The organism is Pseudomonas sp. NPDC086251, from assembly GCF_044746405.1.
In the GTDB taxonomy this organism is placed as follows: domain Bacteria; phylum Pseudomonadota; class Gammaproteobacteria; order Pseudomonadales; family Pseudomonadaceae; genus Aquipseudomonas.
The window spans coordinates 78906-100777 of record NZ_JBIVBY010000023.1; the positions used below are offsets into that span (position 1 = coordinate 78906).

Here is a 21872-nt window from a genome sequence, read left to right on the forward strand (position 1 = left end):
CTGATAGCCCTTACTTTGGTTATGCCCGTCAGGATCCCCGTCCGCGTTCCGCACGTGTGGCTATCAGCGCGAAAGTCGTTGCTGACATGCTTACCGTAGTCGGCATCGACCGTGTTCTCACGGTTGATCTGCATGCTGACCAAATCCAGGGTTTCTTCGATATTCCGGTAGATAACATCTACGGCTCCCCGGTATTGGTGGATGACATTGAAGATCAGCGCTTCGAAAACCTGATGATCGTGTCCCCGGACATTGGTGGCGTCGTGCGTGCACGTGCTGTTGCCAAATCCCTGGGCGTGGACCTCGGGATCATCGACAAACGCCGTGAGAAAGCCAATCACTCTGAAGTGATGCATATCATCGGTGATGTCGAAGGGCGTACCTGTATTCTGGTCGATGACATGGTCGATACCGCCGGCACCCTGTGCCATGCGGCCAAGGCCCTGAAAGAGCATGGCGCTGCCAAGGTTTTCGCCTACTGCACACACCCTGTGCTGTCCGGTCGGGCGATCGAAAACATTGAAAATTCCATGCTGGACGAACTGGTGGTGACTAACACCATCCCGTTGTCCGCTGCTGCTCAAGCCTGCTCGCGTATCCGTCAACTGGATATCGCGCCGGTCGTTGCCGAAGCGGTCCGCCGCATCAGCAATGAAGAATCGATCAGCGCGATGTTCCGTTAAGGGCCCTGCCCTTCTCGATCCTCTCGTTGACGAAAAGCGCCCCGCCCCGGCATTCCTGTCGGGGCGGGGCTTTTTTGCCCATATCGCCTTTAGCGCTGGTCGCAAACGCTGGGGCGAATGTGGTTATTTTGGAGATACAACATGAACGATTTTACTCTGAATGCTGAAGTGCGTTCCGACCTGGGGAAAGGTGCGAGCCGCCGCCTGCGTCGTCTCGCAAGCCTGGTACCTGCTGTAGTTTACGGTGGCGAAAAAGCCCCTGAATCCATCAGCATGCTGGCTAAAGAAGTTGCCAAACTGCTCGAAAACGAAGCGGCTTACAGCCACATCATCGAGCTGAACGTTGGCGGCACCAAGCAGAACGTCATCATCAAAGCGCTGCAGCGTCACCCGGCTAAAGGCCACGTGATGCACGCTGACTTCGTACGCGTTGTAGCTGGCCAGAAACTGACCGCTATCGTGCCTGTACACTTTGTTGGCGAAGAAGCTCCGATCAAGAAAGGCGGCGAAGTTTCGCACGTTGTTTCGGAAATCGAAGTGACCTGCCTGCCAAAAGACCTGCCTGAATTCATCGAAGTCGACCTGGCTGACGCCGAAATCGGCTCGATCATTCACTTGTCCGACCTCAAAGCCCCTAAAGGCGTTGAGTTCGTTGCTCTGGCACACGGCGATGACAAGGCTGTTGCCAACGTCCACGCTCCACGTGTTGCTCCAGAAGCGACTACCGAAGAAGGCGCAGCAGAGTAATTTCACTCTGTTCGCCGGAGTGACCGGAAACATCGCGGACTAGAGAGTAGCGAGAAAGCGGGCGAGAACGCGGAGTTTACATAATGGTAAATGAGCACTTGTCGTCCACTTTCGCCGCACTCCCTGATTGCGGCGATGTTATCCACCACTCCAAGGAAGGGCCCCTATCGTGACCGCCATCAAACTGATCGTTGGCCTGGGAAATCCAGGCGCTGAATACGAACAGACCCGGCATAACGCAGGGGCCCTTTTTGTTGAGCGCATCGCGAACGCACAAGGCGTAAACCTTGTGGCGGATCGCAAGTATTTCGGCCTGACCGGGCGCTATTCGCATCAGGGTCAGGATGTTCGTCTGCTGATTCCCACCACGTACATGAACCGCAGCGGCCAGGCCGTCGCGGCACTCGCCGGCTTCTTCCGCATCACGCCTGAAGAAATCCTCGTGGCGCACGACGAACTCGACCTGCCACCCGGTGTCGCCAAGCTCAAACAGGGCGGCGGCCATGGCGGGCACAACGGGTTGCGCGACATCATTGCGCAACTGGGCAATCAGAATACCTTTCACCGCTTGCGGCTTGGCATTGGCCACCCGGGCGTTGCCAGTATGGTTTCAAATTTCGTCCTGGGTCGTGCGCCACGCGCCGAACAGGAAAAACTCGATGCCAGCATCGATTTTGCCCTCGGCGTGCTGCCGGATATCCTCGCCGGGGAATGGAACCGCGCGATGAAAAACCTGCACAGCCAGAAGGCCTGACTCACTCCTCGGGGAAAACACCATGGGATTCAATTGCGGCATCGTCGGCCTGCCTAACGTCGGCAAGTCCACCCTATTCAACGCCCTGACCAAATCCGGGATCGCGGCCGAGAACTTCCCCTTCTGCACCATCGAGCCGAACACCGGTATCGTGCCGATGCCGGATCCGCGCCTGGAAGCCCTGGCGGCCATCGTCAATCCAAAGCGCATCCTGCCGACCACCATGGAATTCGTCGACATCGCTGGCCTGGTGGCCGGCGCCTCGAAAGGTGAAGGCCTGGGCAACAAATTCCTCGCCAACATCCGTGAAACCGATGCCATCGCCCACGTGGTCCGCTGCTTCGAAGACGAGAACGTGATTCACGTCTCCAACAGCGTCGACCCGAAACGCGACATCGAAATCATCGACCTGGAACTGATCTTCGCCGACCTCGACAGCTGCGAGAAGCAACTGCAGAAAGTCGCGCGTAACGCCAAGGGTGGTGACAAGGACGCCGTGGTCCAAAAAGCCCTGCTCGAGCAATTGATCGCTCACTTCACCCTCGGCAAGCCTGCGCGCACCCTGATGAAGTCCATGGGTGCCGACGACAAGGCAGTGATTCGTGGTTTCCACCTGCTGACCACCAAGCCGGTCATGTACATCGCCAACGTCGCTGAAGACGGTTTCGAGAACAACCCGCTGCTGGACATCGTCAAGGCCATCGCCGAAGAAGAAGGCGCCATGGTGGTTCCGGTCTGCAACAAGATCGAAGCCGAAATCGCCGAGCTGGAAGACGGCGAAGAGAAAGACATGTTCCTCGAAGCCCTGGGCCTGGAAGAGCCTGGCCTGAACCGCGTGATCCGCGCCGGTTACGAAATGCTGCACCTGCAGACCTACTTCACCGCCGGTGTCGAAGAAGTCCGCGCCTGGACCGTCCGCGTCGGTGCCACCGCGCCACAAGCCGCTGGCGTGATCCACACCGACTTCGAAAAAGGCTTCATCCGCGCCGAAGTCATCGCCTACGACGACTTCATCCAGTACAAGGGCGAAGCCGGCACCAAAGAAGCCGGTAAATGGCGCCTGGAAGGCAAGGACTACATCGTTAAAGACGGCGACGTGATGCACTTCCGTTTCAACGTGTAAAACATTTGTTCACGAAAAAGCCGCGTTTGATACGCGGCTTTTTTGTGCCTGAAATATTCCTCCACCACACCACCGAACCAATGTGGGAGCGGGCTTGCTCGCGAAAGCGGTGTGTCAGCTGCATTAATGTTGACTGACACGGCGCCTTCGCGAGCAAGCCCGCTCCCACATTCGATTTGTGGGGGTCAGGCTTTTTTGGTGCGTGGCAGGAAGATCGCCAGCACACCGAACAGCGGCAGGAACGAACACAGGAAGTACACGTACTCGATGCCGTGAATGTCCGCCAGATGACCGAGCAACGCCGCGCCAATCCCGCCGAAACCGAACATCAAACCAAAGAATACCCCGGCAATCATCCCGACATTACCCGGTACCAATTCCTGCGCATACACCACGATGGCCGAGAACGCCGAGGCCAGGATGAAGCCGATGACCACGCTGAGAATACTCGTCCAGAACAGGTCGACATGAGGCAGGAGCAGCGTGAACGGCGCGACACCGAGGATCGAAAACCAGATCACCGCCTTACGCCCGATCTTGTCGCCGATCGGCCCACCGAAGAAGGTCCCCGCCGCTACCGCGCCAAGAAACAGGAACAGGTGCAACTGCGAACTCGCCACCGACAGGTCGAACTTCTCGATCAAGTAGAAGGTGAAGTAGCTGGTGAGGCTGGACATGTAGAAATACTTGGAAAACACCAGCAAACCCAAGACCACCAGCGCACTGATGACGCGGTTCTTCGACAAGCCATGCGTCGCCGCCTGACCTTGCTTGAGCTTGAACAGGCTCAAGTGATTGGCGTACCAGCGGCTGATCCGATAGAGCACGAACAGCGCAAACACCGCGAACAGCCCGAACCATGCAACATGGCCCTGACCGTAGGGAATGATGATCGCCGCCGCCAGCAACGGACCGAAAGCCGAACCCGCATTACCGCCGACCTGAAAGGTCGATTGCGCCAGGCCGAATCGCCCGCCCGAAGCCAGTCGCGCCACGCGCGAAGCTTCCGGGTGGAAGGTCGAGGAGCCGATACCGATCAACCCCGCTGCCAGCAGAATCATCGGGAAGGTGCCGACCACCGACATCATCAAGATACCGATCAACGTGCAGACCGTCCCGGCCGGTAGCAGCCAGGGTTTTGGGTGGCGATCGGTGTAGTAGCCGACCCATGGCTGCAACAGCGAGGCCGTTAGCTGGAACGTCAGGGTGATCAATCCGACCTGGGTGAATGTCAGGCCGTAATTGGCCTTGAGCATCGGATAAATCGACGGCAGCACCGACTGAATCAGGTCGTTGATCAAATGCGCCAGCGCCACCGCGCCGATGATGCGCATGACCAACGGGCTGCTTTGTGAGGTCGCGGACGCCGACGCGATGCCGGCTTGGGCGTTGCTGATAGCCATAGGAGTTTCCGTACAACAGATGGGTGCACAGGGGCAGGTGCGTCAATGTGCCATTTTTCAGTGCAACAGCGCCATCCCCTTAGCCTGCTAACGACCTCGTTTTTCATCGCGGAATCGGTGATAGCGCAACGCCATGGTCTGAATCTTGCCTTGTTAATCCGCTTCAACGCGGCCCCTTACAAAGGGGACCGAGAATGGGAAGTTTCGCCACAGAGTCGGCCTACAGAGCTGGCGAGGGTGAACTTTCGAGGCCTTTTAAAGGGGCACAAGTCGCGGTCGCAATGACCTCGACGCACGCCAATGGTGCGTGGTGTCTACAGGAGTCATGGGGCATGCAGGCTTTTTTATCACCGGGGATCGGGCTGCTGGGGCGATTCGGCTTCGCACGCAAATTTCAGCTGTTGTTTCTGCTGTTCATCCTGCCGCTGGCAGGCAGCCTGTTGATGATCGGTCAGGACTATCGCGACAAACTGAACCTGATCTCCGGCGAGCGTGCCGGGGTTCGTCAGCTGCTCGCCCTTGATGCGCTCGATAACCTGCTCGCCGCCCAGCGTGACCGCGCTGCCCGCTGGCGTGCCACGGAAACCAATCGCCAACCGACACCGGCCACGCTTGCCGCAATGGCCGCATTCGATGCGGTGCAGCCCGCCGTCGCCCAAGCCGCCACGGACCTCGGCAACGCCTTGAAAACCGAAGGCGCCGAGGGTGAAACCCTGGCCCGTTTTCAAGTCCTGCAAACGGCTCTCAACGGCCTGGATTCAAAAAGCCTGAACAGCGTCGGCTGGTGGCCGGATGGTTATGATCGTTTCACCAATGCCCTGAGCGCCCTGCAAGCCTTGCGCGAGCAGATCGCCATGGACAATCGCCTGACGCTCGCGCCGTGGCTGGAAACCTGGTTGCTGACGCAGATCTCCACGCAGCACGCGCCGGACCTGATCGAACGGGTCGGTCGTCTGGCCAGCGTCGGCCAGGCGTCGGTGGTGTCCGGGCAGTTCACCCTGCAAAGCCGCCTGCAATTGCGCGATCTGCGCAGCCGCATCGGCGATGCCCGGGAGCAGTTGGTGAAAACCGCCAGTTTGCTCGAAGCGCGCCTGCCCAGCGCCTTGCAAGCCTGGGCCGGGCAATACCACGACAGCCTCACGCACCTCGACGCCGAGCTGAAAACGCTTGATGACGGCGTGTTCGGCGGCAGCATCAAGCTCAAGCCGGAAGAGTTCGAACGCAGCCTCGACACCCTGCTCACCGACCTCGCCTCGCTGCGCCAGCAGTCGTTGGTGTCGCTGGATCAGCGTCTGGATTACTACCATGGTTCAGCGATTCGCCAGTTCATCCTGGTGGCGACGATCTTTGGCTGCCTGCTCCTGGCCGCGCTGTACCTGTTCATCTGTTTGCAGGCTTCGATCCGTCGCAGCGCCAGCGGCATCACCGTGTTGGCCGAAGCATTGCGCGACGGCAACCTGAGCCTGCAAGTGCCGGTGCAGGGCCGCGACGAACTGGCCGCCATCAGCACCGCCCTCAACATCGCCGTGGTGCAACTGCGCAACAGCCTGCTGGGGGTCGATCACGAAACCCTGCAACTGAGCAACGCGGTGCGTACGCTCAACCATCACTCCAGCGGCGCCCTCGGGGAAGTCGAGGCGCAGCAGTTGCAGATCAGCCAGATCGCCGCTGCGGCCACGCAATTGGCCGCGACCTCGCAAGGGGTCGCCCAGAGCTGCGAACAAGCGTCCGGCAGCGCTCAGCACACCCAGCGCATCGCGGCCGACAGCAGCCGTGACAGTCAGCACACGACAGCGAGCATCCAGCAACTCAATCAGCGCTTGAACGAGACCGCTGCAGCGCTCGGCCGGGTCAGCGAACAAGGGCAGCAGATTCAACTGGTGGTGGACACCATTCGTGGGGTGGCCGAACAAACCAACCTGTTGGCGCTCAATGCCGCCATTGAAGCGGCTCGCGCGGGCGAACAAGGTCGCGGCTTTGCGGTGGTGGCCGACGAAGTGCGCAGCCTGTCGCAACGCACCCAGTCCTCTACCGCGCAAATCGCCGGCACGGTCGACAGCCTGCGCAGCACGGTGAATGAAGCGGTGAGCCTGATGGAAGCCGCCTGTGGCCAGGCGCAATCCGACGCACACGCCGTCACGGGTCTCGGCGAACGGCTGGGGGAAATTGCCAGTGCCGTGCAGAGCGTCACCGACACCTTGGCGCAGATCGCCACCGCCGTGGACGAGCAAGCGACCACCGCTGACGAGGTCAGCGGCAACATCCAGCAGGTCGATCAGGCAGCGGTACGCTTGCTCGAAGGCGCGCGGGCGGTGAACCTCGCGGCAGACACCTTGAGCCAGGGCAGCAAGGCCTTGAGTGCCAATACCGGGAGATTTCAGCTCAGTTGATGCCCTCCCCGGCCCCGTTTTTTCGGGTCAGGTGGATAAGCGGTTGAAAGCGTAGAGAAATATTTTAGATTTACGCTTGACACATCATCGTTACGAGCCAATAATGCGCGCCACTTGGCTACATAGCTCAGTTGGTTAGAGCATAGCATTCATAATGCTGGGGTCCGGGGTTCAAGTCCCTGTGTAGCCACCAAGTACTAAAAACGGCTTACCGAAAGGTAGGCCGTTTTTTTATGCCTCGAGAAAAGTGCTGCTGCGCAACGCGGCAAGCACTTGATTCGTATCAGGCCCGAAGCGTTGCCAACGCGGACAAGCCCCGCTCCCAAATCTGCCAGGTGCGCAACCAGACCATCGCCTGCCAGTCGCTGTCGGCGGGATAGAACTGCTCGAGCAGATTCAGTTTGATCCCACGCCCCGTCGAATCATTCGGATTGCCGTGAAGATGCAGCCAATGATCATCGCGCAGATGACGATGAACCTCGGCCCCCGGATACGTCCCGCACTCGATCACGAATGGCATCAACCGCACACGCGGCAACGCATTGATCAACGCCTGCGAGGTGTAGCCAGTGGCCGTTGCCGCCACACCGGTTTCGCTCAGCGTGTTGGCGCCGGTGTGCAAGGTGTAGAGCCATGGACCATAAATGGCCTGGGCCTCTTCCAGCGCCGGATAGGCCGCTTCGGTGATGCTCAGCAACATCGGATGACCGTACTCGCCAGCGCCGGTGTGCAAGTCGAAACACATCGCGACGTCGGCGTGAGCGGCGTGCTTCTGAATGATCTGGTGCAGCGTCCGGTTCGACCAGCTCGGTGCCCGTCCACCATAAAACAAGCCATCGGGATGGCTGTGCTGACCGCCCTCCACAATCGACATCACCGCCGGCCAACCGTGTGCGCGAATCTGTTCGTCGAGCAGACCGTCGGCGCGATCACGTTCGGGGCCTTGCAGCTCGGTGCAGGCATAGATTTCATGCAGCGCGGCGTAAGCCCGGTTGTCTGGCAGCGGACGTTCGAAGTCCAGGTGATTGCGGTTCAGGTCGATGTTGTCTTCGTTGACCCGACGCAACCACGCCGTGCCCCACGGGTTGATCAAGTGGATCATCACCACCGCGACATCGGCCGGCAGTGAACGCTTGCCCAGTTCCTGCATCCACTTGATCTGACACCCCGAGCCGTAGAAGCCTTCGACCCCGTGAGTGCCGCTCAGCGCTATCAGCAGCCGCTTGGCGCGTGGATCGCCCAGCACTGCCACATCGGTGCTCAGCGGCTCACCGAACGGTCCTTTGAACGGATGCGGGTATTCGGTCAGCGTCGCGCCCGCCGTGGTTGCTGCCGCCAGAAACTGTTCACGCTGAGTGCGGTAACTCGGCTGGGTGGGGAACTCGGTCTGCATGTCTGCCTCTTGTTGATCTTCTGGCCAGTCTGATGCCCTCGACCCTACAGAAAATACTCGCATTGATGAAGGGCAAAAGCGTCGTCGCCCCAGGACCTGGTTTGCGTCCTACCCTATCGGCCGATAAAGTCCGAGGATCTTTTCCCACGGATGGAGTGCCCAGCGTGTTCTCAGCCTTCCACTTGAGCCGCTATCGCCGGTCAGCCCTGTCGCTGATCGCTGCCGCATTGACCCTCGCCGCGTGTACCGCCCCGCCCTCTTCGACGTTGCCGGTCGCACCGGAAGTCGCCTCGGGTTACCGCACCGACCTGCAGACCCGGCACGCGACGAAACACATGGCCGCAGCCGCCAACCCGCTGGCGGCCGAAGCCGGGCGGGAGATGCTGCGTCAGGGCGGTTCGGCGATTGATGCCGCGATTGCGATGCAGGCCGTGCTGACCCTGGTCGAGCCGCAATCCTCGGGCATTGGCGGTGGCGCGTTGATCGTGCTCTGGGATGGCAAGACGGTACGCACCTACGATGGGCGCGAAACCGCACCGGCCGGCGCCACCGAGAAGCTGTTCCTGCAAGCCGATGGCCAACCGATGCCGTTCACTCAAGCGCAGATCGGTGGTCGCTCGGTGGGCACGCCGGGGGTATTGCGAGCGCTTGAACTGGCCCATCAAAAACACGGTCGCCTGCCATGGGCAACACTGTTCGAGCCGGCCATCAAGCTCGCGGAACAAGGCTTTGCCATCTCGCCGCGCCTGCACCGGTTGATCGCTGCAGATTCGTCCCTGCGGCGTTCGCCGGAGATGGTCGCGTATTTCCTGAATGCCGATGGCAGCCCGAAAGCGGCCGGCACCCCACTGAAAAACCCGGCATTGGCTGGCGCGTTGAAACGCATCGCCAAGGAAGGGCCGGATGCGTTGTACAAAGGCCCCATCGCCGAAGAAATTGTCACCAAGGTTCAGGGCCACGCCAACCCCGGCAGCCTGTCGCTGAACGACCTCAAAGGCTACAGCGCCAAGGAACGCGCGCCGCTGTGCACCGATTACAAACGCTGGCAGGTGTGCGGCATGCCGCCGCCGTCGTCGGGCGGGATCGCCGTGGCGCAGATTCTCGGCACGCTGGAAGCCTTGGAAACCCGCGATAAACGCTTTGCCCTGGCCCCGTTGAAACCGCTCAAAACCAACACACCCGCGGGGATCGAACCGGCGCCTGAAGCCGTGCACCTGATCTCCGAGGCCGAACGCCTGGCTTACGCCGACCGCGCGCAATACGTGGCCGACACCGACTTCGTGCCCGTCCCCGTCAAAGGTCTGGTGGACCCGGCCTATCTGGCCAGCCGCGCCGCCCTGATCGGTGAGCGCAGCCTGGGCACGGCCAAACCCGGGACCCCGCCGGGCATTCAGGTCGCCTACGCGCCGGACCGCTCGCCACTGCGTATCTCCACCTCGCAAGTGGTGGCGGTCGATGACGAAGGCGGCGCCGTGTCGATGACCACCACCGTGGAATCGGCGTTCGGCTCCCACCTGATGGTCCAGGGCTTTTTCCTCAACAACCAGATGACCGACTTTTCGTTCATCCCCGAAGAGAACGGGCAAAAAGTCGCCAACCGCGTCGAACCCGGCAAACGCCCACGCTCGTCCATGGCGCCCACCCTGATCTTCGACCGCCAGAGCGGCGAATTCCTCGCCACCCTCGGTTCCCCCGGCGGTTCGCAGATCATCGAATACGTCGCCAAAACCACCGTCGGCCTGCTCGACTGGAACCTCGACGCGCAAACCGCAATCAACCTGCCCAACTTCGGCAGCCGCAACGCCCCGACCGAACTGGAACAGGGCCAATTCAGCCCGGCGCTGATTCAGGCGCTGAAGGACAAAGGGCACAGCGTGAACGAGATCGACATGACCAGCGGAACCCAGGCGATTGTTCGGGTCAAGGATGCGCAGGGGAAGGCTTCGTTGGAAGGTGGTGCGGATCCGCGGCGCGAGGGGGAAGCGTTGGGGGATTGAGTTGTATGTAGGAATAAAGAAAGGGCTTACCGGGAGGTAGGCCTTTTTTTATGGCTAATAAATACTGATCGTCCCGCTTGATCAGATCTTTCCTACCCGCAATTGGCGGCTACTTCTATAAAGTGTCGATCAGCATTCACCAACAATATGAAACGATCGACACTGATTCGGTCGAGACGGAGTCACTCATGAGCACTCGCCCAATTCACGCCGATGAGGACTACCGTGCAGCCCTCAAGATTGTGTCAGCGCTGTTTGACAACGAACCAGAGCCTGGCACTCCTGTCGGTGATTACTTCGACATCATGATTGCGCTTATCGAAACGTATGAATCGAAGCAGTTTCCAGTGGACCCGCGCATAACCTGATCTAGCCCGCTAAGCAGGCTTGATCGGTAACAGCCGCCCACTCAATTCAAGCCGGCACACCCAAAATAATAGGCGACGCCTTGATCACCGCCGTCGCAGTCACCCCCGGTGCCAGGCCCAGTTCCGCAACAGCCTCACGGGTCACGATCGAATAGACCTCGGTGCCGCCATCGAGCTGGATCACCACTTCAGCGTTCACCAGCCGTCACCTCGGATATTCAACCTAGCGCGAGATCTTCAGCGCCTGCCGCGCCTGGTGTTTCTCCAGCGCCAGCTCGATCAAGCGGCTGACCAGTTCGCTGTAAGTCATGCCGGCGGCCTGCCAGAGCTTGGGGTACATGCTGATACGGGTGAAGCCTGGCAGCGAATTGATTTCGTTGATCAATACTTCGCCGCTGTCGGTGAGGAACACGTCGACCCGCGCCAGCCCGGAGCAGCCTAGCAATTGGAAGGCCTCGACGGCCAAGGCGCGAATGCGCTCGCTGGCTTCGACGCTGATGTTGGCCGGGACCACCACTTCAGCCGCCTGGTCGTCGATGTACTTGCTCTCGTAGGAATAGAACCCGCTGCGCACCACGATTTCGCCGCAACCGCTGGCGATGGCGTCCTCGTTGCCGAGCACCGCGCATTCGATCTCGCGGCCGCTGACGGCGGATTCGACCAGCACTTTCTCATCGAACCCCAGGGCCAGTGCAACAGCCGCCGTGTATTCAGCTTCGTCGGTTGCCTTGCTCACGCCCACGGAAGAACCCTGGTTGGCCGGTTTGATAAACAGCGGCAGACCAAGTTTGGCTTTCACCTCGGCGAATCCGGTCCGCGCCGCCGTGGCACGGGTCAGCGTCACGAACGGCGTGACGGCCAGTCCGGCATCACGCAGCAGGCGTTTGCTGATGTCCTTGTCCATGCAAACAGCCGAACCCAGCACATCGGAGCCGACGAACGGCAAATCGGCCATGCGCAGCAGGCCTTGCAGGCAACCGTCTTCCCCCAGCGTACCGTGGACAATCGGGAAGATCACATCGACGTGACCCAGCAGTTCCTGACTGGAGGTTTCCACCAATTGTTGACTGGCCTTGCCCGGCACGACGGCCAGTTCGCGGTTGGACTGGTTGAGGGCGATCAGCGCCGGGTTTTCCTGGTTGAGCAGAAAGTTCGACGGGTCGTTGAGGTGCCAGTGGCCTTGCTTGTCGATACCGATCAACACCGGCTCGAAGCGCGAGCGGTCCAGCGCGTCGACGATGTTCTTCGCCGATTGCAGCGACACTTCGTGCTCAGCCGAACGCCCGCCAAAAATAATCCCCACACGCAGCTTGCTCATTACCAGGCCTCAATGTTGATCAGAGAAAGAAGTGACCGGACGCCGCTCAGCGACTGGCCACCAGATGTGCACCGAACAGCAGGTAGCAACTGCCGGCAAAGCGATCCAGCCATTTGCGCGAGCGCTCGTAAACCCCCGCCATCCGACGGCTGGAAAACAGCAGCGCCACGCTGCAATACCAACTGAAGGACAAGGTCGCCATGGTCAGCACCGCCAGCGCCAGCAACATCGGCGACACAGAAGCGGGCATGGCCGTCGCGAAGATTGTCGCGACGAACAGTGCGGACTTGGGGTTGGTCATGTTGCCCAGGAAGCCCTGGCCATACACCGACAACAACGTGCGCCCCGCTCCGCCCACCGAGGCGCTATCGCCCGCCACCAAAGGCGGTTTGCGCTTGAATTGCTTCAATCCCAGATAGATCAGGTAACACCCACCGGCAATCTTGAAGCCCAGGTAGAGCGTCGGCGCCGCGCTGAACAGCGACTTGATTCCCAGGCCGCCCGCAAGGCCCCAAAGCACTGTGCCGGTCGCCACACCCAGCGCGGCCACTACGCCGTGACGCTTGGATTGGCTGGCCGCCAATTGTGCAATGTTGAAAAAATTCGGCCCCGGCGTCACCACCGCTACCGCCCACAACAGCGCCAATGACAACAAGGGAGCGGCGTAGCTTAGAGGGAACATATCCATACTGTGGGTCGCCTTCGTGGCTCGGGAGAAGATCCAACACCTTGCAACATTAGCCCGTTTTTTTCTACCGGCCGGGTGGTTCCATCGGACAGCAGACAGACGGGAATCACTGGGTTAACGTGTTCTGCATCAAGCTCAAAACAGCGACACCATGGCCAAGTACACACCGCCCATCGACTGGTTCCACCGCGCGCCCGACATCGGCGGGCTACAGCGTTTCGAGGCGTTTTTTGCCGGCCACGGCTACGACCTGCATCGCCACGACACGTACGCCATCGGCCGAACCCTGGCCGGCGTGCAGAGTTTTCAGTATCGCGGCAGCTGGCGCCACAGCCTGCCCGGCGGGACCATGGTGCTGCACCCGGACGAAGTCCACGATGGCGAGGCCGGCACCGAGATCGGGTTTCAGTACCGAATGATGTACATCCAGCCGGCGCTGATCCAGCAGATGCTCGGCGGGCAGCCGCTGCCGTTCATCAAGACCGGGCTGTCGACCGACCCGCGGTTGTTCGCCGCCACTGACGTGCTGTTGCGAAGCCTGGATGGCCCCCTCGATCCACTGGAAGAGCAGGATGCGCTGTTCGATCTGGCGCAGGCCTTGAGCACGGTTTCCGGGGCGACGGCGACGCGCCCGAGTTTCGACTACGTGGCCGCCGAACGCGCGCGGGAATACATCCATAGCGCGCTGGACCGCACCGTGACCCTGGACGAACTGGCGCATCACAGCGGTCGGGATCGCTGGAGCCTGTCGCGGGATTTTCGCCTGTTATTCGGCACCAGCCCGTATCGATACCTGACCATGCGCCGCCTGGACCTGGTCCGTTCGCTGCTGATTCAGGGCCAGTCACTGGTCAGCGCCGCGTTGATTGCCGGTTTCACCGATCAGAGCCACATGACCCGGCAATTCAGCAAAGCCTACGGTCTGACGCCTGCTCGCTGGATGAAAATGCACCGCCGCTGAGCCACGCACAATCGTACAAGAAGCACGCTCATGCGCTGGTTATCGTGAATTGACGATCAACCACGAGAACCGCTTCATGAAAGCTTACGAAAGCCTGAATTTCGCTGAAAAAATCGCCCGGATCGACTCGCACTGGACGCCTCGGGTCATCGCCGAAATGAACGACTACCAGTTCAAGGTGGTGAAGCTGCTGGGGGATTTCATCTGGCACGAACACCTCGATACCGACGAAACCTTCATCGTCCTCGAAGGGCAGTTGCGCATCGACTTCCGCGATGGCCACGTGTTGGTCAACGCGGGCGAAATGTACGTGGTGTCAAAGGGTGTCGAGCACAAACCGTTCGCCGAGCACGAGGTAAAACTGCTGCTGATCGAGCCCAAGGGCGTGCTGAACACCGGCAATGAAGGTGGCGAGCGCACCGCGCAGAATGACGTCTGGGTGTAGAAAACAGCCGGTTCAGGGCTGCAACGACTTGCCGTCCACCGGGTCGCCAATCTTCAGGAAATGCCCGCCCGCCACGTGGTGCAAAGTACGCAACGCGTCATGCCCCTCGAAGTGCCAGCGGCCGTCGCTGAACACGCGTTCGTCCGCCTGAGCGGCAATCACTTCGGCCAGGAACAGATCGTATTGCTGGTGGTTGGAGGGTTCCGGCAGCAGCCGGCACTCCAGCCAGGCGACGCAGCCTTCGAGCATCGGCGCATCGATCAGTTCGCCGCTGAAGGTTGGCAAGCCATAGACCTGGAACTTGTCCTGGCCTTGGCCCTGAGTCAATTCCAGGCCGGAGGTCGAGCCAACGGTCTGGACGATATCGGCCTGGGCGGCGCAGGGCACGTTCAGTACGAAGGTGCCCGAGGCTTCCAGCAGTTGCCGGGTCCAGGTGGACTTGTCGAGCACCACGGCGATTTTCGGCGGTTCGAAATCCAGCGGCATGGCCCAGGCAGCGGCCATGATGTTGCGCTGGCCGTCATGCGTGGCGCTGACCAGCACGGTCGGGCCGTGATTGAGCAGACGATAGGCCTTGGACAACGGAACCGGGCGGCGGTGGGAAAGGCTCATGGCGGTCTGCTCCTGGGAGAAAACGCCGATTGTAGCGATATCCGCCCGGGTGGAATCAAGTCGCCAACTGATTGGCAAACTGCCCGACCGCGTTCACCACTTTCTGCGCACCGTCCTGGATCTCGACGATCACCGTGCCGGCCTCCGCCGCCAACGCCAGGCCTTGTTCAGCCTGGAGTTTGCCATCGGTCATCAGGGCCACGGCGTTGCGGGCCATGTCCTGGTTCTGACGCACCACACCGACAATTTCGTCCGTCGCCTGGCTGGTGCGCGACGCCAGTTGCCGCACCTCGTCCGCCACCACGGCAAAACCTCGACCCTGTTCGCCGGCCCGAGCCGCTTCAATGGCGGCGTTGAGCGCCAACAGGTTGGTCTGTTCGGCAATGCCGCTGATGGTTTTGACGATGGTGCCGATCACCAGCGACTGCTCGTTCAAGGCTTCGATGCCTTCGCCAGCGGTTTGCATATGCCTGGCCAGGTCACGCATCACGTTCACCGCCTGCGTTACCACGGCATTACCGCGCTGAGCACTGCTGTCGGTTTGCTGCGAGGTGCTGTAGGCAATGTTGGCCGCTTCGGCGACCGCCCGTTCCTGATTGACCTGATCGGTGATCACCGTGGCGAATTTCACCACTTTGTAGAGTTTGTTGTTGGCGTCGGTCACGGGGTTGTAGGACGCCTCCAGCCACACGACGCGGCCGTGGTTATCGACGCGTTTGAAACGGTCGGCCACAAACTCACCGGCGTTCAGGCGGCGCCAGAAGTTCTGATACTCGGCGCTGTTGTATTCCTCAGGCTCACAAAAAGTGCGGTGATGTTTGCCCTTGATCTGCGCCAGGCTATAACCCATGCCGCTGAGGAAACGGTCGTTGGCCGCCAGCACGTTGCCATTCAGATCGAACTCGATCACCGCCGTCGAGCGCACCAGCGCACCGATCAGGTTCTCGTGTTCACGGGACGCCTCGATGGTGCGGGTCAGGTCGCTGGAGTAAATCGAGAAATGCATGATGCGGCCATTTGCGCCGCGCACCGGCTGCACGATCGAGCGCAGCCAGGCTTCCTGGCCATTGCCACGCAACAGGCGCACGGTGCCGGCAAAGTGCTCGCCACGGGTCAGCGCAGCCTTGAAGCGTTGGTGAAATTCGTCGGATTTGACCGGGGCCGGGACGATATCCTCGATGTGCCGGCCGATCAGGTCGTTGCTCTTGTAGAGCATCTCGCCGAGGAAATTCTGGTTGATTGATTGCACACGCCCATCGGTATCAAGCGTCAAAACCAGCATCTCGCTTTCCAGACTTTCCTTCACTTGCTGAAGGCTGGAAAGTTCTTCGCGAAGAGCCAACAGCTCCTGCTTCAAGCGTTTGTTGAACATGGGGAAAGTACCGATGGACAGAGATAAAAAGCGGCATGCAGCTTATCCATCGGCCTTGCGGGTATTTTCTGAAGCGTGTTTCAGGGTTGTCCTACAAAATTAGTGGCACATCGCCTGCCGCCTCCTTCACTCAAACCGCGCCAGCAGCCGAGCAACTGCCGACGCTCGGCATGCGCGTGCCGAAATACGCTACGCTGCTGATCCCTACCGCGCCCATCACGGCACTGAAAATCACGCAGATCCATGGGCTCCACGGCATCAGACCAATCAACAGCAACGGTGTGAGACTCGCCCAGGCCGCGTAGGCAATGTTGTAGGTGAAGGAAATCCCCGAGACGCGAATCCGCGCTGGAAACAGGCTGACCATCACCGACGGCACCGCGCCGACCACGCCGCAACACAGGCCAGCCACCGCGTACGCCAGACCGATCCAGCTACCGCCGATGATCAGGCAGGTATACAGCACGCCGATGCCCAACGGCAGCAGCAGGCTATAGAGCATCACGGTGCGCCAGGCGCCAATACGGTCGACCAGCAACCCGGCGAGTACACAACCAATGTTCAGGAAAACGATGCCCAAGGCACTCAAGGCAAAGGTGTGGCTGGCGGTCATGCCGAAGGTTTTCTGCATCATGGTCGGGGTGATGACCACGAACACCACCACCGCCGAGGTCAGCACACAAGTGAGGAGCATCGCCGGCAGCATGGCCAGACGGTGTTCACGCAAGACCGTGCGCAGCGGCAGTTCGACTGCCTCATCGCGACGGGCCTGCATGGCCATGAACACCGGCGTTTCGCTGAGCCAGCGCCGCAACCAGACACCAATCACACCGAATACGCCGCCCAGCAGGAACGGGTAACGCCAGGCGTAATCGAGGATCTCCGCCGGGGTGAACGCCTGCGCCAGAAACGTTGCCGTCAACGCGCCGATCAAATAGCCGAAGGTCAGCCCTGCTTGCAGGAAACCGAGGGCATAACCGCGATGGCCGACCGGCGCATGCTCGGCAACGAACACCCAGGCGCTCGGCACTTCACCACCGACGGCCGCGCCCTGGAGGATGCGCAAGGCCAACAGCAGCAGCGGCGCGAAATAGCCGATTTGGGCGTAGGTCGGCATGATGCCGATCAGCAGGCACGGCAGCGCCATCATCAGGATGCTCAGGCTGAAAACCTTCTTGCGCCCCAACTTGTCCGCGAAATGCGCCATCAGGATCCCGCCCAAGGGCCGCGCCAGGTAACCGGTGGCGAAGATCCCGAAACTTTGCAGCAATCGCAGCCATTCGGGCATTTCCGGTGGGAAAAACAGCTGGCTGAGGGTCAGCGCGAAAAATACGAAAATGATGAAGTCGTAGATTTCCAGCGCGCCACCCAGCGCCGCAAGGCCAAGGGTCTTGTAGTCCGAGCGGCTGAAGGGCGCCGGGCGCGAATCGGTATTGGCAGTCATGAAAAAGAACTCTGGCGTAGGCAAAAAACCAAGGCGCCCATGGTCTACGCAAACGCGTCCACGGACAACCCGTTAGACCAAAGTCTCAGACTGGTAAAACTTCGTCACAAAAAAGGAGCGATTGATTTACTGTTGGCACCTGTCCAGACGGGCCTCTGCGGCCCTGAAGACCACAACAAACATAAAAATTCGAGGTATTCCCGTGGCCGCTGTTATCGAAGATACCCGCTCCGCCCGCTTTGCCCTGCGCTGTTCGAGCTTTGCCGAACGCTGGTTCCCCGATTCCTGGGTGTTTGCCGCGTTGGCGGTGATTATTGTCGCGGTGGCCACCATGGTCATGGGCGCTAAACCCACCGATGCCGCCATGGCCTTCGGTGACGGTTTTTGGAGCTTGATCCCGTTCACCATGCAGATGGCTTTCGTGGTGATTGGCGGTTACGTGGTCGCCAGTTCACCGCCGGCGGTGAAGCTGATCGACCGCCTGGCGCGGATCCCGAAAAACGGCCGCTCCGCCGTGGCGTGGGTGGCGTTGATTTCGATGGTCGCGTCGCTGCTGAACTGGGGATTGTCGCTGGTGTTTGGTGGCTTGCTGGTGCGCGCTCTCGCCCGCCGTACCGACCTGAAAATGGACTACCGCGCCGCGGGTGCTGCGGCGTATTTGGGTCTCGGTGCAGTGTGGGCCCTTGGCCTGTCGTCATCGGCTGCGCAATTGCAGGCCAACCCGGCCAGTCTGCCGCCGTCGATCTTGTCGATCACCGGGGTGATTCCGTTCACTCAAACGATCTTTCTCTGGCAGTCCGGTGTGATGTTGCTGGCGCTGATCGTGATCTCGCTGATCATTGCCTACGCCACCGCTCCCGGCCCGACGACGGCCCGTGATGCCAAGGCCTGCGGCGTCGACCCGAGTTTCAACTTGCCGCCGCTGCAACCGCGCACCCGTCCCGGCGAATGGCTGGAACACAGCCCGCTGCTGACGATTCTGTTGGTGCTGCTGGCCGCCGGATGGCTGTTCCACGAGTTCTCGACCAAACCGGCGATCAGCGCGATTTCCGGGCTGAACACCTACAATTTCCTGTTCATCATGCTCGGTGCCCTGCTGCACTGGCGCCCGCGCAGCTTCCTCGACGCGGTGAGCCGTGCGGTGCCAACCACCACCGGCGTATTGATCCAGTTCCCGTTGTACGGCTCGATCGCCGCGCTAATGACCACCGTCAAAGGCACTGACGCCCAGACGTTGGCTCACCACATCTCGACCTTTTTCGTACAAATCGCGTCCCACGACACCTACGCGCTGTTGATGGGTGTGTACTCGGCGATCCTCGGTTTCTTCATCCCGTCCGGCGGCGGCAAGTGGATCATCGAAGCGCCGTACGTGATGCAAGTGGCCACCGATCTGAATTACCACCTGGGCTGGGCCGTACAGATCTACAACGCCGCCGAAGCCCTGCCGAACCTGATCAACCCGTTCTACATGCTGCCGCTGCTGGGCGTATTGGGGTTGAAGGCACGGGACTTGATCGGCTTCTCGTTCGTGCAACTGCTGGTGCACACGCCGCTGGTGTTGTTTCTGCTATGGGCGCTGGGGACGACGCTGACGTATACGGCGCCGGTGATGCCGTAACCCCAATCTAAAAAACACCACACTGCCAATGTGGGAGCGGGCTTGCTCGCGAAGGCGATGTATCAGTCGATAAAAATATTGGCTGAGACACCGCCTTCGCGAGCAAGCCCGCTCCCACATTCGACGCTTGTTGTATTGCGAACTGTTGCTATAACCCTTCTGTCATATTGCGCTGCTAGCGTCCCGCAGAAATATATTGCAACAACTTCACAAGACAGGAGTCGGAATGAACGACGAAAAAGATGGAAGCGACATCCCCTCCCCCGAAGCTGATCAACCCACTGATACCAGCCGTCGCCGATTCCTCGGTGGTGTGGCGGTATTGGGTGTAGGCGCGACCTTAAGCGCTTGCGGCACCCATGGCGATGAACCGGGAAAACCGGTTGAACGCCCCCTGACGCCCACCGAACTGGACAAATCCCTGCACGAGCAGGTGAAAAACGTTGTGGTGATTTACGGCGAAAACCGCAGCTTCAATAATCTGTTTGCCGATTTCCCCGGCATCGAAAACCCGCTGTCCGCGATCAAGCCCGAGCAGTACTTGCAACGCGACCGCGACGGCAGCGTGCTGTCGGGCCTGCCGCCGGTATGGGGCGGCGTGAACCAGGTCGGTCCGCAAACCCTCGACGGCGTGATTTATCCCAGCGGTACGCAGTTTCAGGAACACCTGCCCAATGCCCCGTTCGCCCTCAAAGGGCCGCAAGGCGAAGACTTGCCCCTGAGCCTGGTGACGCGCGACCTGTGGCATGTGTTCTATCAAAACCAGATGCAGATCAACGGCGGCAAAAACGACCGTTTTGTGGCGTGGGCCGATTCCGGCGCCCTGACGCTCGGCCATTACGCCCAGACCCGCTACTCGCTGCGCTTGTGGGATGTCGCCAGAGAATTCGTCCTGTGCGATAACTTTTTCCAAGGCGCTTTCGGCGGTTCGTACTTGAACCATCAATACCTGATCAGTGCGCAGGTGCCGTTCTACCCGGATGCCGCCAACTCGGTGGCCAAGTCACAGATCGCCACACTGCAGAGCGATGATCCGACCGACACGCGCCTCAAGCCCTTGGCCCAGTCACCTGCCAGCGCGATGACCGGCCCGCCGCAATTCGGCCCGAGCCTGCTGACGCCTGACGGCTATGCGGTGAACACCATGGCGCCACCGTATTGGCCGACCTGGATCCGCGACCCTGAGCGCCCGGACTACGCCAAGGCCGACTTGCCCAGCGTGCTGGTCCCCCAGACGCACGAACATATCGGCGACAAACTCTCGAAGAAAAACGTCGACTGGGCCTGGTACGGCGGCGCCTGGCAAGCCACGATCGATGAGTACAAGGATTCGGGCGCCATTCCGAAAATCCCCAACTTCCAGTACCACCATCAGCCATTCAACTACTTCAAACGCCAAGGGCCGGAAAACCCGGCTGAACGCAGCAAGCGCCTGCGCGATGGCGGTTTGGGCGATGAGTCGAGCACCAACAAATTTTTGGCGGACGCTGAAGCCGGCAAGCTGCCCGCGGTGACGTTCTACAAACCCCAGGGCAACTTGAACATGCACGCGGGCTACGCGGACGTGGCATCGGGCGACCGGCATATCGTCCGCGCCCTGAAGGTTTTGCAGCAAAGTCCGCAATGGCAAAACATGGTGGTGGTGATCACGGTCGATGAAAACGGCGGCTGGTGGGATCACGTGGCCCCGCCCAAAGGCGATCGCTGGGGCCCGGGGACGCGCATCCCGGCGTTGGTCATTTCACCGTTTTCGCGCAAGGGCACGGTAGATCACACTGTCTACGACACGGCTTCGATCCTGCGGCTGATCACTCGCGTCTTCCAACTGGAGACACTCGACGGGATCAAACTGCGCGATGAGTCGATGATTGCCCGAGGCCAAAAGCCAATGGGGGATTTGACCAATGCGTTGCACTTTACGAGTTGACTGAAAATGCCATCGCCCCTTACCCAGGGGGCAATGCCTACCTATGGATTGGTCTTACAAACCGGTTCGGTGTTGCCTGACACAAAGCCAAGTAAGGTCCTATCTCCAACGCACAAATCACCGCGTTAGACTTCGACGGAGCAGACAACTTCTATTCAGTAGACTGCATAAACCAAGGACGGAAAAGTAAATGCCTTTAACATCGAAATCGCTGGAAGAAATGATTAGTGAAATGTACCAGGATGGCAGGGTTTCATTCGTTGAATATAAAGCCCTGCGCGATGATGCCGACAGGCGCATGGACGCTGTCGTTCGTGAGTTCGGCCTCCATAACAATGTGACGGCTTTTCAAAAAGCAATGGATGTCGCCATGCAGTTACTGCAGTTGGCAATTATCGATGCCAAGAACGCCAAACTTACCGACACCGGCGAAGCCATCGTGAAAGACGCTGTCGTTGCCCAAGTGGAATACTTGCGCGCTGGAAGTGATTTAGCCCTGCATCTGTTGTAACGCCACAGCCAGGCGTCAGTCCGCCGCAAGCGAGCGGCGGGCGATTGCTGGCGTTCCTGGCTCATCACAATAATTGTGTTTCATGCCACTTCTCTGTCTACCCTTGCTGATCCAG

At 60.2% G+C, this 21872-nt stretch carries 17 protein-coding genes, 1 tRNA gene and 4 pseudogenes; 13 read left to right on the forward strand and 9 right to left on the reverse strand.

What is annotated here, in order from left to right; genetic code table 11:
* The 4 genes and pseudogenes from ACIPL2_RS24490 to ychF form a co-directional block, all read left to right on the forward strand.
* Nucleotides 1-683: pseudogene (locus tag ACIPL2_RS24490) on the forward strand (ribose-phosphate pyrophosphokinase); the annotation flags it as partial.
* Between the two features lie 141 nt (nucleotides 684-824).
* Complete coding sequence (locus tag ACIPL2_RS24495; protein WP_401360679.1) at nucleotides 825-1430, forward strand: 50S ribosomal protein L25/general stress protein Ctc; 606 nt, start codon at nucleotides 825-827, stop codon at nucleotides 1428-1430.
* 169 nt (nucleotides 1431-1599) lie between these two features.
* Complete coding sequence (gene pth / locus ACIPL2_RS24500) at nucleotides 1600-2184, forward strand: aminoacyl-tRNA hydrolase (protein ID WP_008153430.1); 585 nt, start codon at nucleotides 1600-1602, stop codon at nucleotides 2182-2184.
* 22 nt (nucleotides 2185-2206) lie between these two features.
* Nucleotides 2207-3307 carry a redox-regulated ATPase YchF gene (gene ychF / locus ACIPL2_RS24505; protein WP_401360617.1) on the forward strand — a complete coding sequence of 367 codons (1101 nt, stop codon included), beginning with the start codon at nucleotides 2207-2209 and terminating at the stop codon, nucleotides 3305-3307.
* Between the two features lie 185 nt (nucleotides 3308-3492).
* Here ychF and ACIPL2_RS24510 read toward each other — a convergent pair whose 3' ends face one another.
* A complete protein-coding gene (locus ACIPL2_RS24510; RefSeq protein ID WP_401360619.1) occupies nucleotides 3493-4710 on the reverse strand; it encodes an MFS transporter in 1218 nt (405 codons plus the stop codon).
* A 332-nt stretch (nucleotides 4711-5042) separates the two neighbouring features.
* Here ACIPL2_RS24510 and ACIPL2_RS24515 point away from each other — a divergent pair, with 332 nt between their 5' ends.
* Both ACIPL2_RS24515 and ACIPL2_RS24520 read left to right on the forward strand, forming a co-directional pair.
* The gene (locus tag ACIPL2_RS24515) at nucleotides 5043-7100 is read left to right on the forward strand and encodes a methyl-accepting chemotaxis protein (RefSeq protein ID WP_401360621.1); all 2058 of its coding nucleotides are present in this window, start codon (nucleotides 5043-5045) and stop codon (nucleotides 7098-7100) included.
* 116 nt (nucleotides 7101-7216) lie between these two features.
* Nucleotides 7217-7293 (forward strand) — tRNA-Met (locus tag ACIPL2_RS24520).
* A gap of 90 nt (nucleotides 7294-7383) precedes the next feature.
* On the opposite strand, the gene ACIPL2_RS24525 is transcribed toward ACIPL2_RS24520, so the two are convergent.
* The gene (locus tag ACIPL2_RS24525) at nucleotides 7384-8493 is read right to left on the reverse strand and encodes a DUF2817 domain-containing protein (protein WP_401360623.1); all 1110 of its coding nucleotides are present in this window, start codon (nucleotides 8491-8493) and stop codon (nucleotides 7384-7386) included.
* Nucleotides 8494-8657: 164 nt separating this feature from the next.
* Here ACIPL2_RS24525 and ggt point away from each other — a divergent pair, with 164 nt between their 5' ends.
* A complete protein-coding gene (ggt, locus tag ACIPL2_RS24530; RefSeq protein ID WP_401360625.1) occupies nucleotides 8658-10490 on the forward strand; it encodes a gamma-glutamyltransferase in 1833 nt (610 codons plus the stop codon).
* 188 nt (nucleotides 10491-10678) lie between these two features.
* Nucleotides 10679-10843: pseudogene (locus tag ACIPL2_RS24535) on the forward strand (transcriptional regulator); the annotation flags it as partial.
* A gap of 61 nt (nucleotides 10844-10904) precedes the next feature.
* On the opposite strand, the pseudogene ACIPL2_RS24540 reads toward ACIPL2_RS24535, so the two are convergent.
* The 3 genes and pseudogenes from ACIPL2_RS24540 to ACIPL2_RS24550 all read right to left on the reverse strand — a co-directional run.
* A pseudogene (locus tag ACIPL2_RS24540) lies at nucleotides 10905-11057 on the reverse strand (molybdopterin-binding protein); the annotation flags it as partial.
* Between the two features lie 24 nt (nucleotides 11058-11081).
* Complete coding sequence (gene ddlA, locus ACIPL2_RS24545; RefSeq protein WP_401360627.1) at nucleotides 11082-12176, reverse strand: D-alanine--D-alanine ligase; 1095 nt, start codon at nucleotides 12174-12176, stop codon at nucleotides 11082-11084.
* A 46-nt stretch (nucleotides 12177-12222) separates the two neighbouring features.
* Entirely contained in the window at nucleotides 12223-12864 is a 642-nt protein-coding gene (locus ACIPL2_RS24550) for a LysE family translocator (protein ID WP_401360629.1), read from the reverse strand.
* A gap of 151 nt (nucleotides 12865-13015) precedes the next feature.
* On the opposite strand from ACIPL2_RS24550, the gene ACIPL2_RS24555 reads away from it, so the two are divergent.
* Together ACIPL2_RS24555 and ACIPL2_RS24560 are read left to right on the forward strand one after the other, a co-directional pair.
* Nucleotides 13016-13825, forward strand: coding sequence for an AraC family transcriptional regulator (locus tag ACIPL2_RS24555; RefSeq protein ID WP_401360631.1), 810 nt, complete (start codon nucleotides 13016-13018; stop codon nucleotides 13823-13825).
* Nucleotides 13826-13901: 76 nt separating this feature from the next.
* The gene (locus ACIPL2_RS24560) at nucleotides 13902-14270 is read left to right on the forward strand and encodes a cupin domain-containing protein (protein WP_401360633.1); all 369 of its coding nucleotides are present in this window, start codon (nucleotides 13902-13904) and stop codon (nucleotides 14268-14270) included.
* 12 nt (nucleotides 14271-14282) lie between these two features.
* Here ACIPL2_RS24560 and ACIPL2_RS24565 read toward each other — a convergent pair whose 3' ends face one another.
* From ACIPL2_RS24565 to ACIPL2_RS24580, 4 genes and pseudogenes are all read right to left on the reverse strand, one after another.
* A complete protein-coding gene (locus ACIPL2_RS24565) occupies nucleotides 14283-14882 on the reverse strand; it encodes a flavin reductase family protein (protein ID WP_401360635.1) in 600 nt (199 codons plus the stop codon).
* Between the two features lie 55 nt (nucleotides 14883-14937).
* Nucleotides 14938-15546: a methyl-accepting chemotaxis protein gene (locus ACIPL2_RS24570; protein ID WP_401360681.1), complete on the reverse strand. Its 609-nt coding sequence runs from the start codon at nucleotides 15544-15546 to the stop codon at nucleotides 14938-14940.
* A pseudogene (locus ACIPL2_RS24575) lies at nucleotides 15526-16254 on the reverse strand (PAS domain-containing protein); the annotation flags it as partial. The pseudogene ACIPL2_RS24575 and the gene ACIPL2_RS24570, both read right to left, overlap by 21 nt.
* A gap of 130 nt (nucleotides 16255-16384) precedes the next feature.
* Nucleotides 16385-17698 (reverse strand): MFS transporter, encoded by a 1314-nt coding sequence (locus tag ACIPL2_RS24580; RefSeq protein WP_401360637.1) that lies wholly within the window; start codon nucleotides 17696-17698, stop codon nucleotides 16385-16387.
* A 202-nt stretch (nucleotides 17699-17900) separates the two neighbouring features.
* Here ACIPL2_RS24580 and ACIPL2_RS24585 point away from each other — a divergent pair, with 202 nt between their 5' ends.
* The 3 genes from ACIPL2_RS24585 (at nucleotide 17901) to ACIPL2_RS24595 (ending at nucleotide 21757) form a co-directional block, all read left to right on the forward strand.
* Entirely contained in the window at nucleotides 17901-19319 is a 1419-nt protein-coding gene (locus tag ACIPL2_RS24585) for a short-chain fatty acid transporter (RefSeq protein ID WP_401360639.1), read from the forward strand.
* A 226-nt stretch (nucleotides 19320-19545) separates the two neighbouring features.
* Nucleotides 19546-21246 carry an acid phosphatase gene (locus ACIPL2_RS24590; RefSeq protein ID WP_401360641.1) on the forward strand — a complete coding sequence of 567 codons (1701 nt, stop codon included), beginning with the start codon at nucleotides 19546-19548 and terminating at the stop codon, nucleotides 21244-21246.
* 190 nt (nucleotides 21247-21436) lie between these two features.
* Nucleotides 21437-21757: a hypothetical protein gene (locus tag ACIPL2_RS24595; protein ID WP_401360643.1), complete on the forward strand. Its 321-nt coding sequence runs from the start codon at nucleotides 21437-21439 to the stop codon at nucleotides 21755-21757.
* The last annotated feature ends 115 nt before the right edge of the window (nucleotides 21758-21872 follow it).

Excerpts from the sequence above, each read along its gene's own strand:
- ACIPL2_RS24495 (WP_401360679.1), top strand. The coding sequence starts at position 825 with ATGAACGATTTTACTCTGAATGCTGAAGTGCGTTCCGACCTGGGGAAA.
- ychF (WP_401360617.1), top strand. The coding sequence starts at position 2,207 with ATGGGATTCAATTGCGGCATCGTCGGCCTGCCTAACGTCGGCAAGTCC.
- ACIPL2_RS24510 (WP_401360619.1), bottom strand. The coding sequence starts at position 4,710 with ATGGCTATCAGCAACGCCCAAGCCGGCATCGCGTCGGCGTCCGCGACC.
- ACIPL2_RS24515 (WP_401360621.1), top strand. The coding sequence starts at position 5,043 with ATGCAGGCTTTTTTATCACCGGGGATCGGGCTGCTGGGGCGATTCGGC.
- ACIPL2_RS24525 (WP_401360623.1), bottom strand. The coding sequence starts at position 8,493 with ATGCAGACCGAGTTCCCCACCCAGCCGAGTTACCGCACTCAGCGTGAA.
- ddlA (WP_401360627.1), bottom strand. The coding sequence starts at position 12,176 with ATGAGCAAGCTGCGTGTGGGGATTATTTTTGGCGGGCGTTCGGCTGAG.
- ACIPL2_RS24550 (WP_401360629.1), bottom strand. The coding sequence starts at position 12,864 with ATGGATATGTTCCCTCTAAGCTACGCCGCTCCCTTGTTGTCATTGGCG.
- ACIPL2_RS24555 (WP_401360631.1), top strand. The coding sequence starts at position 13,016 with ATGGCCAAGTACACACCGCCCATCGACTGGTTCCACCGCGCGCCCGAC.
- ACIPL2_RS24560 (WP_401360633.1), top strand. The coding sequence starts at position 13,902 with ATGAAAGCTTACGAAAGCCTGAATTTCGCTGAAAAAATCGCCCGGATC.
- ACIPL2_RS24565 (WP_401360635.1), bottom strand. The coding sequence starts at position 14,882 with ATGAGCCTTTCCCACCGCCGCCCGGTTCCGTTGTCCAAGGCCTATCGT.
- ACIPL2_RS24580 (WP_401360637.1), bottom strand. The coding sequence starts at position 17,698 with ATGACTGCCAATACCGATTCGCGCCCGGCGCCCTTCAGCCGCTCGGAC.
- ACIPL2_RS24590 (WP_401360641.1), top strand. The coding sequence starts at position 19,546 with ATGAACGACGAAAAAGATGGAAGCGACATCCCCTCCCCCGAAGCTGAT.
- ACIPL2_RS24595 (WP_401360643.1), top strand. The coding sequence starts at position 21,437 with ATGCCTTTAACATCGAAATCGCTGGAAGAAATGATTAGTGAAATGTAC.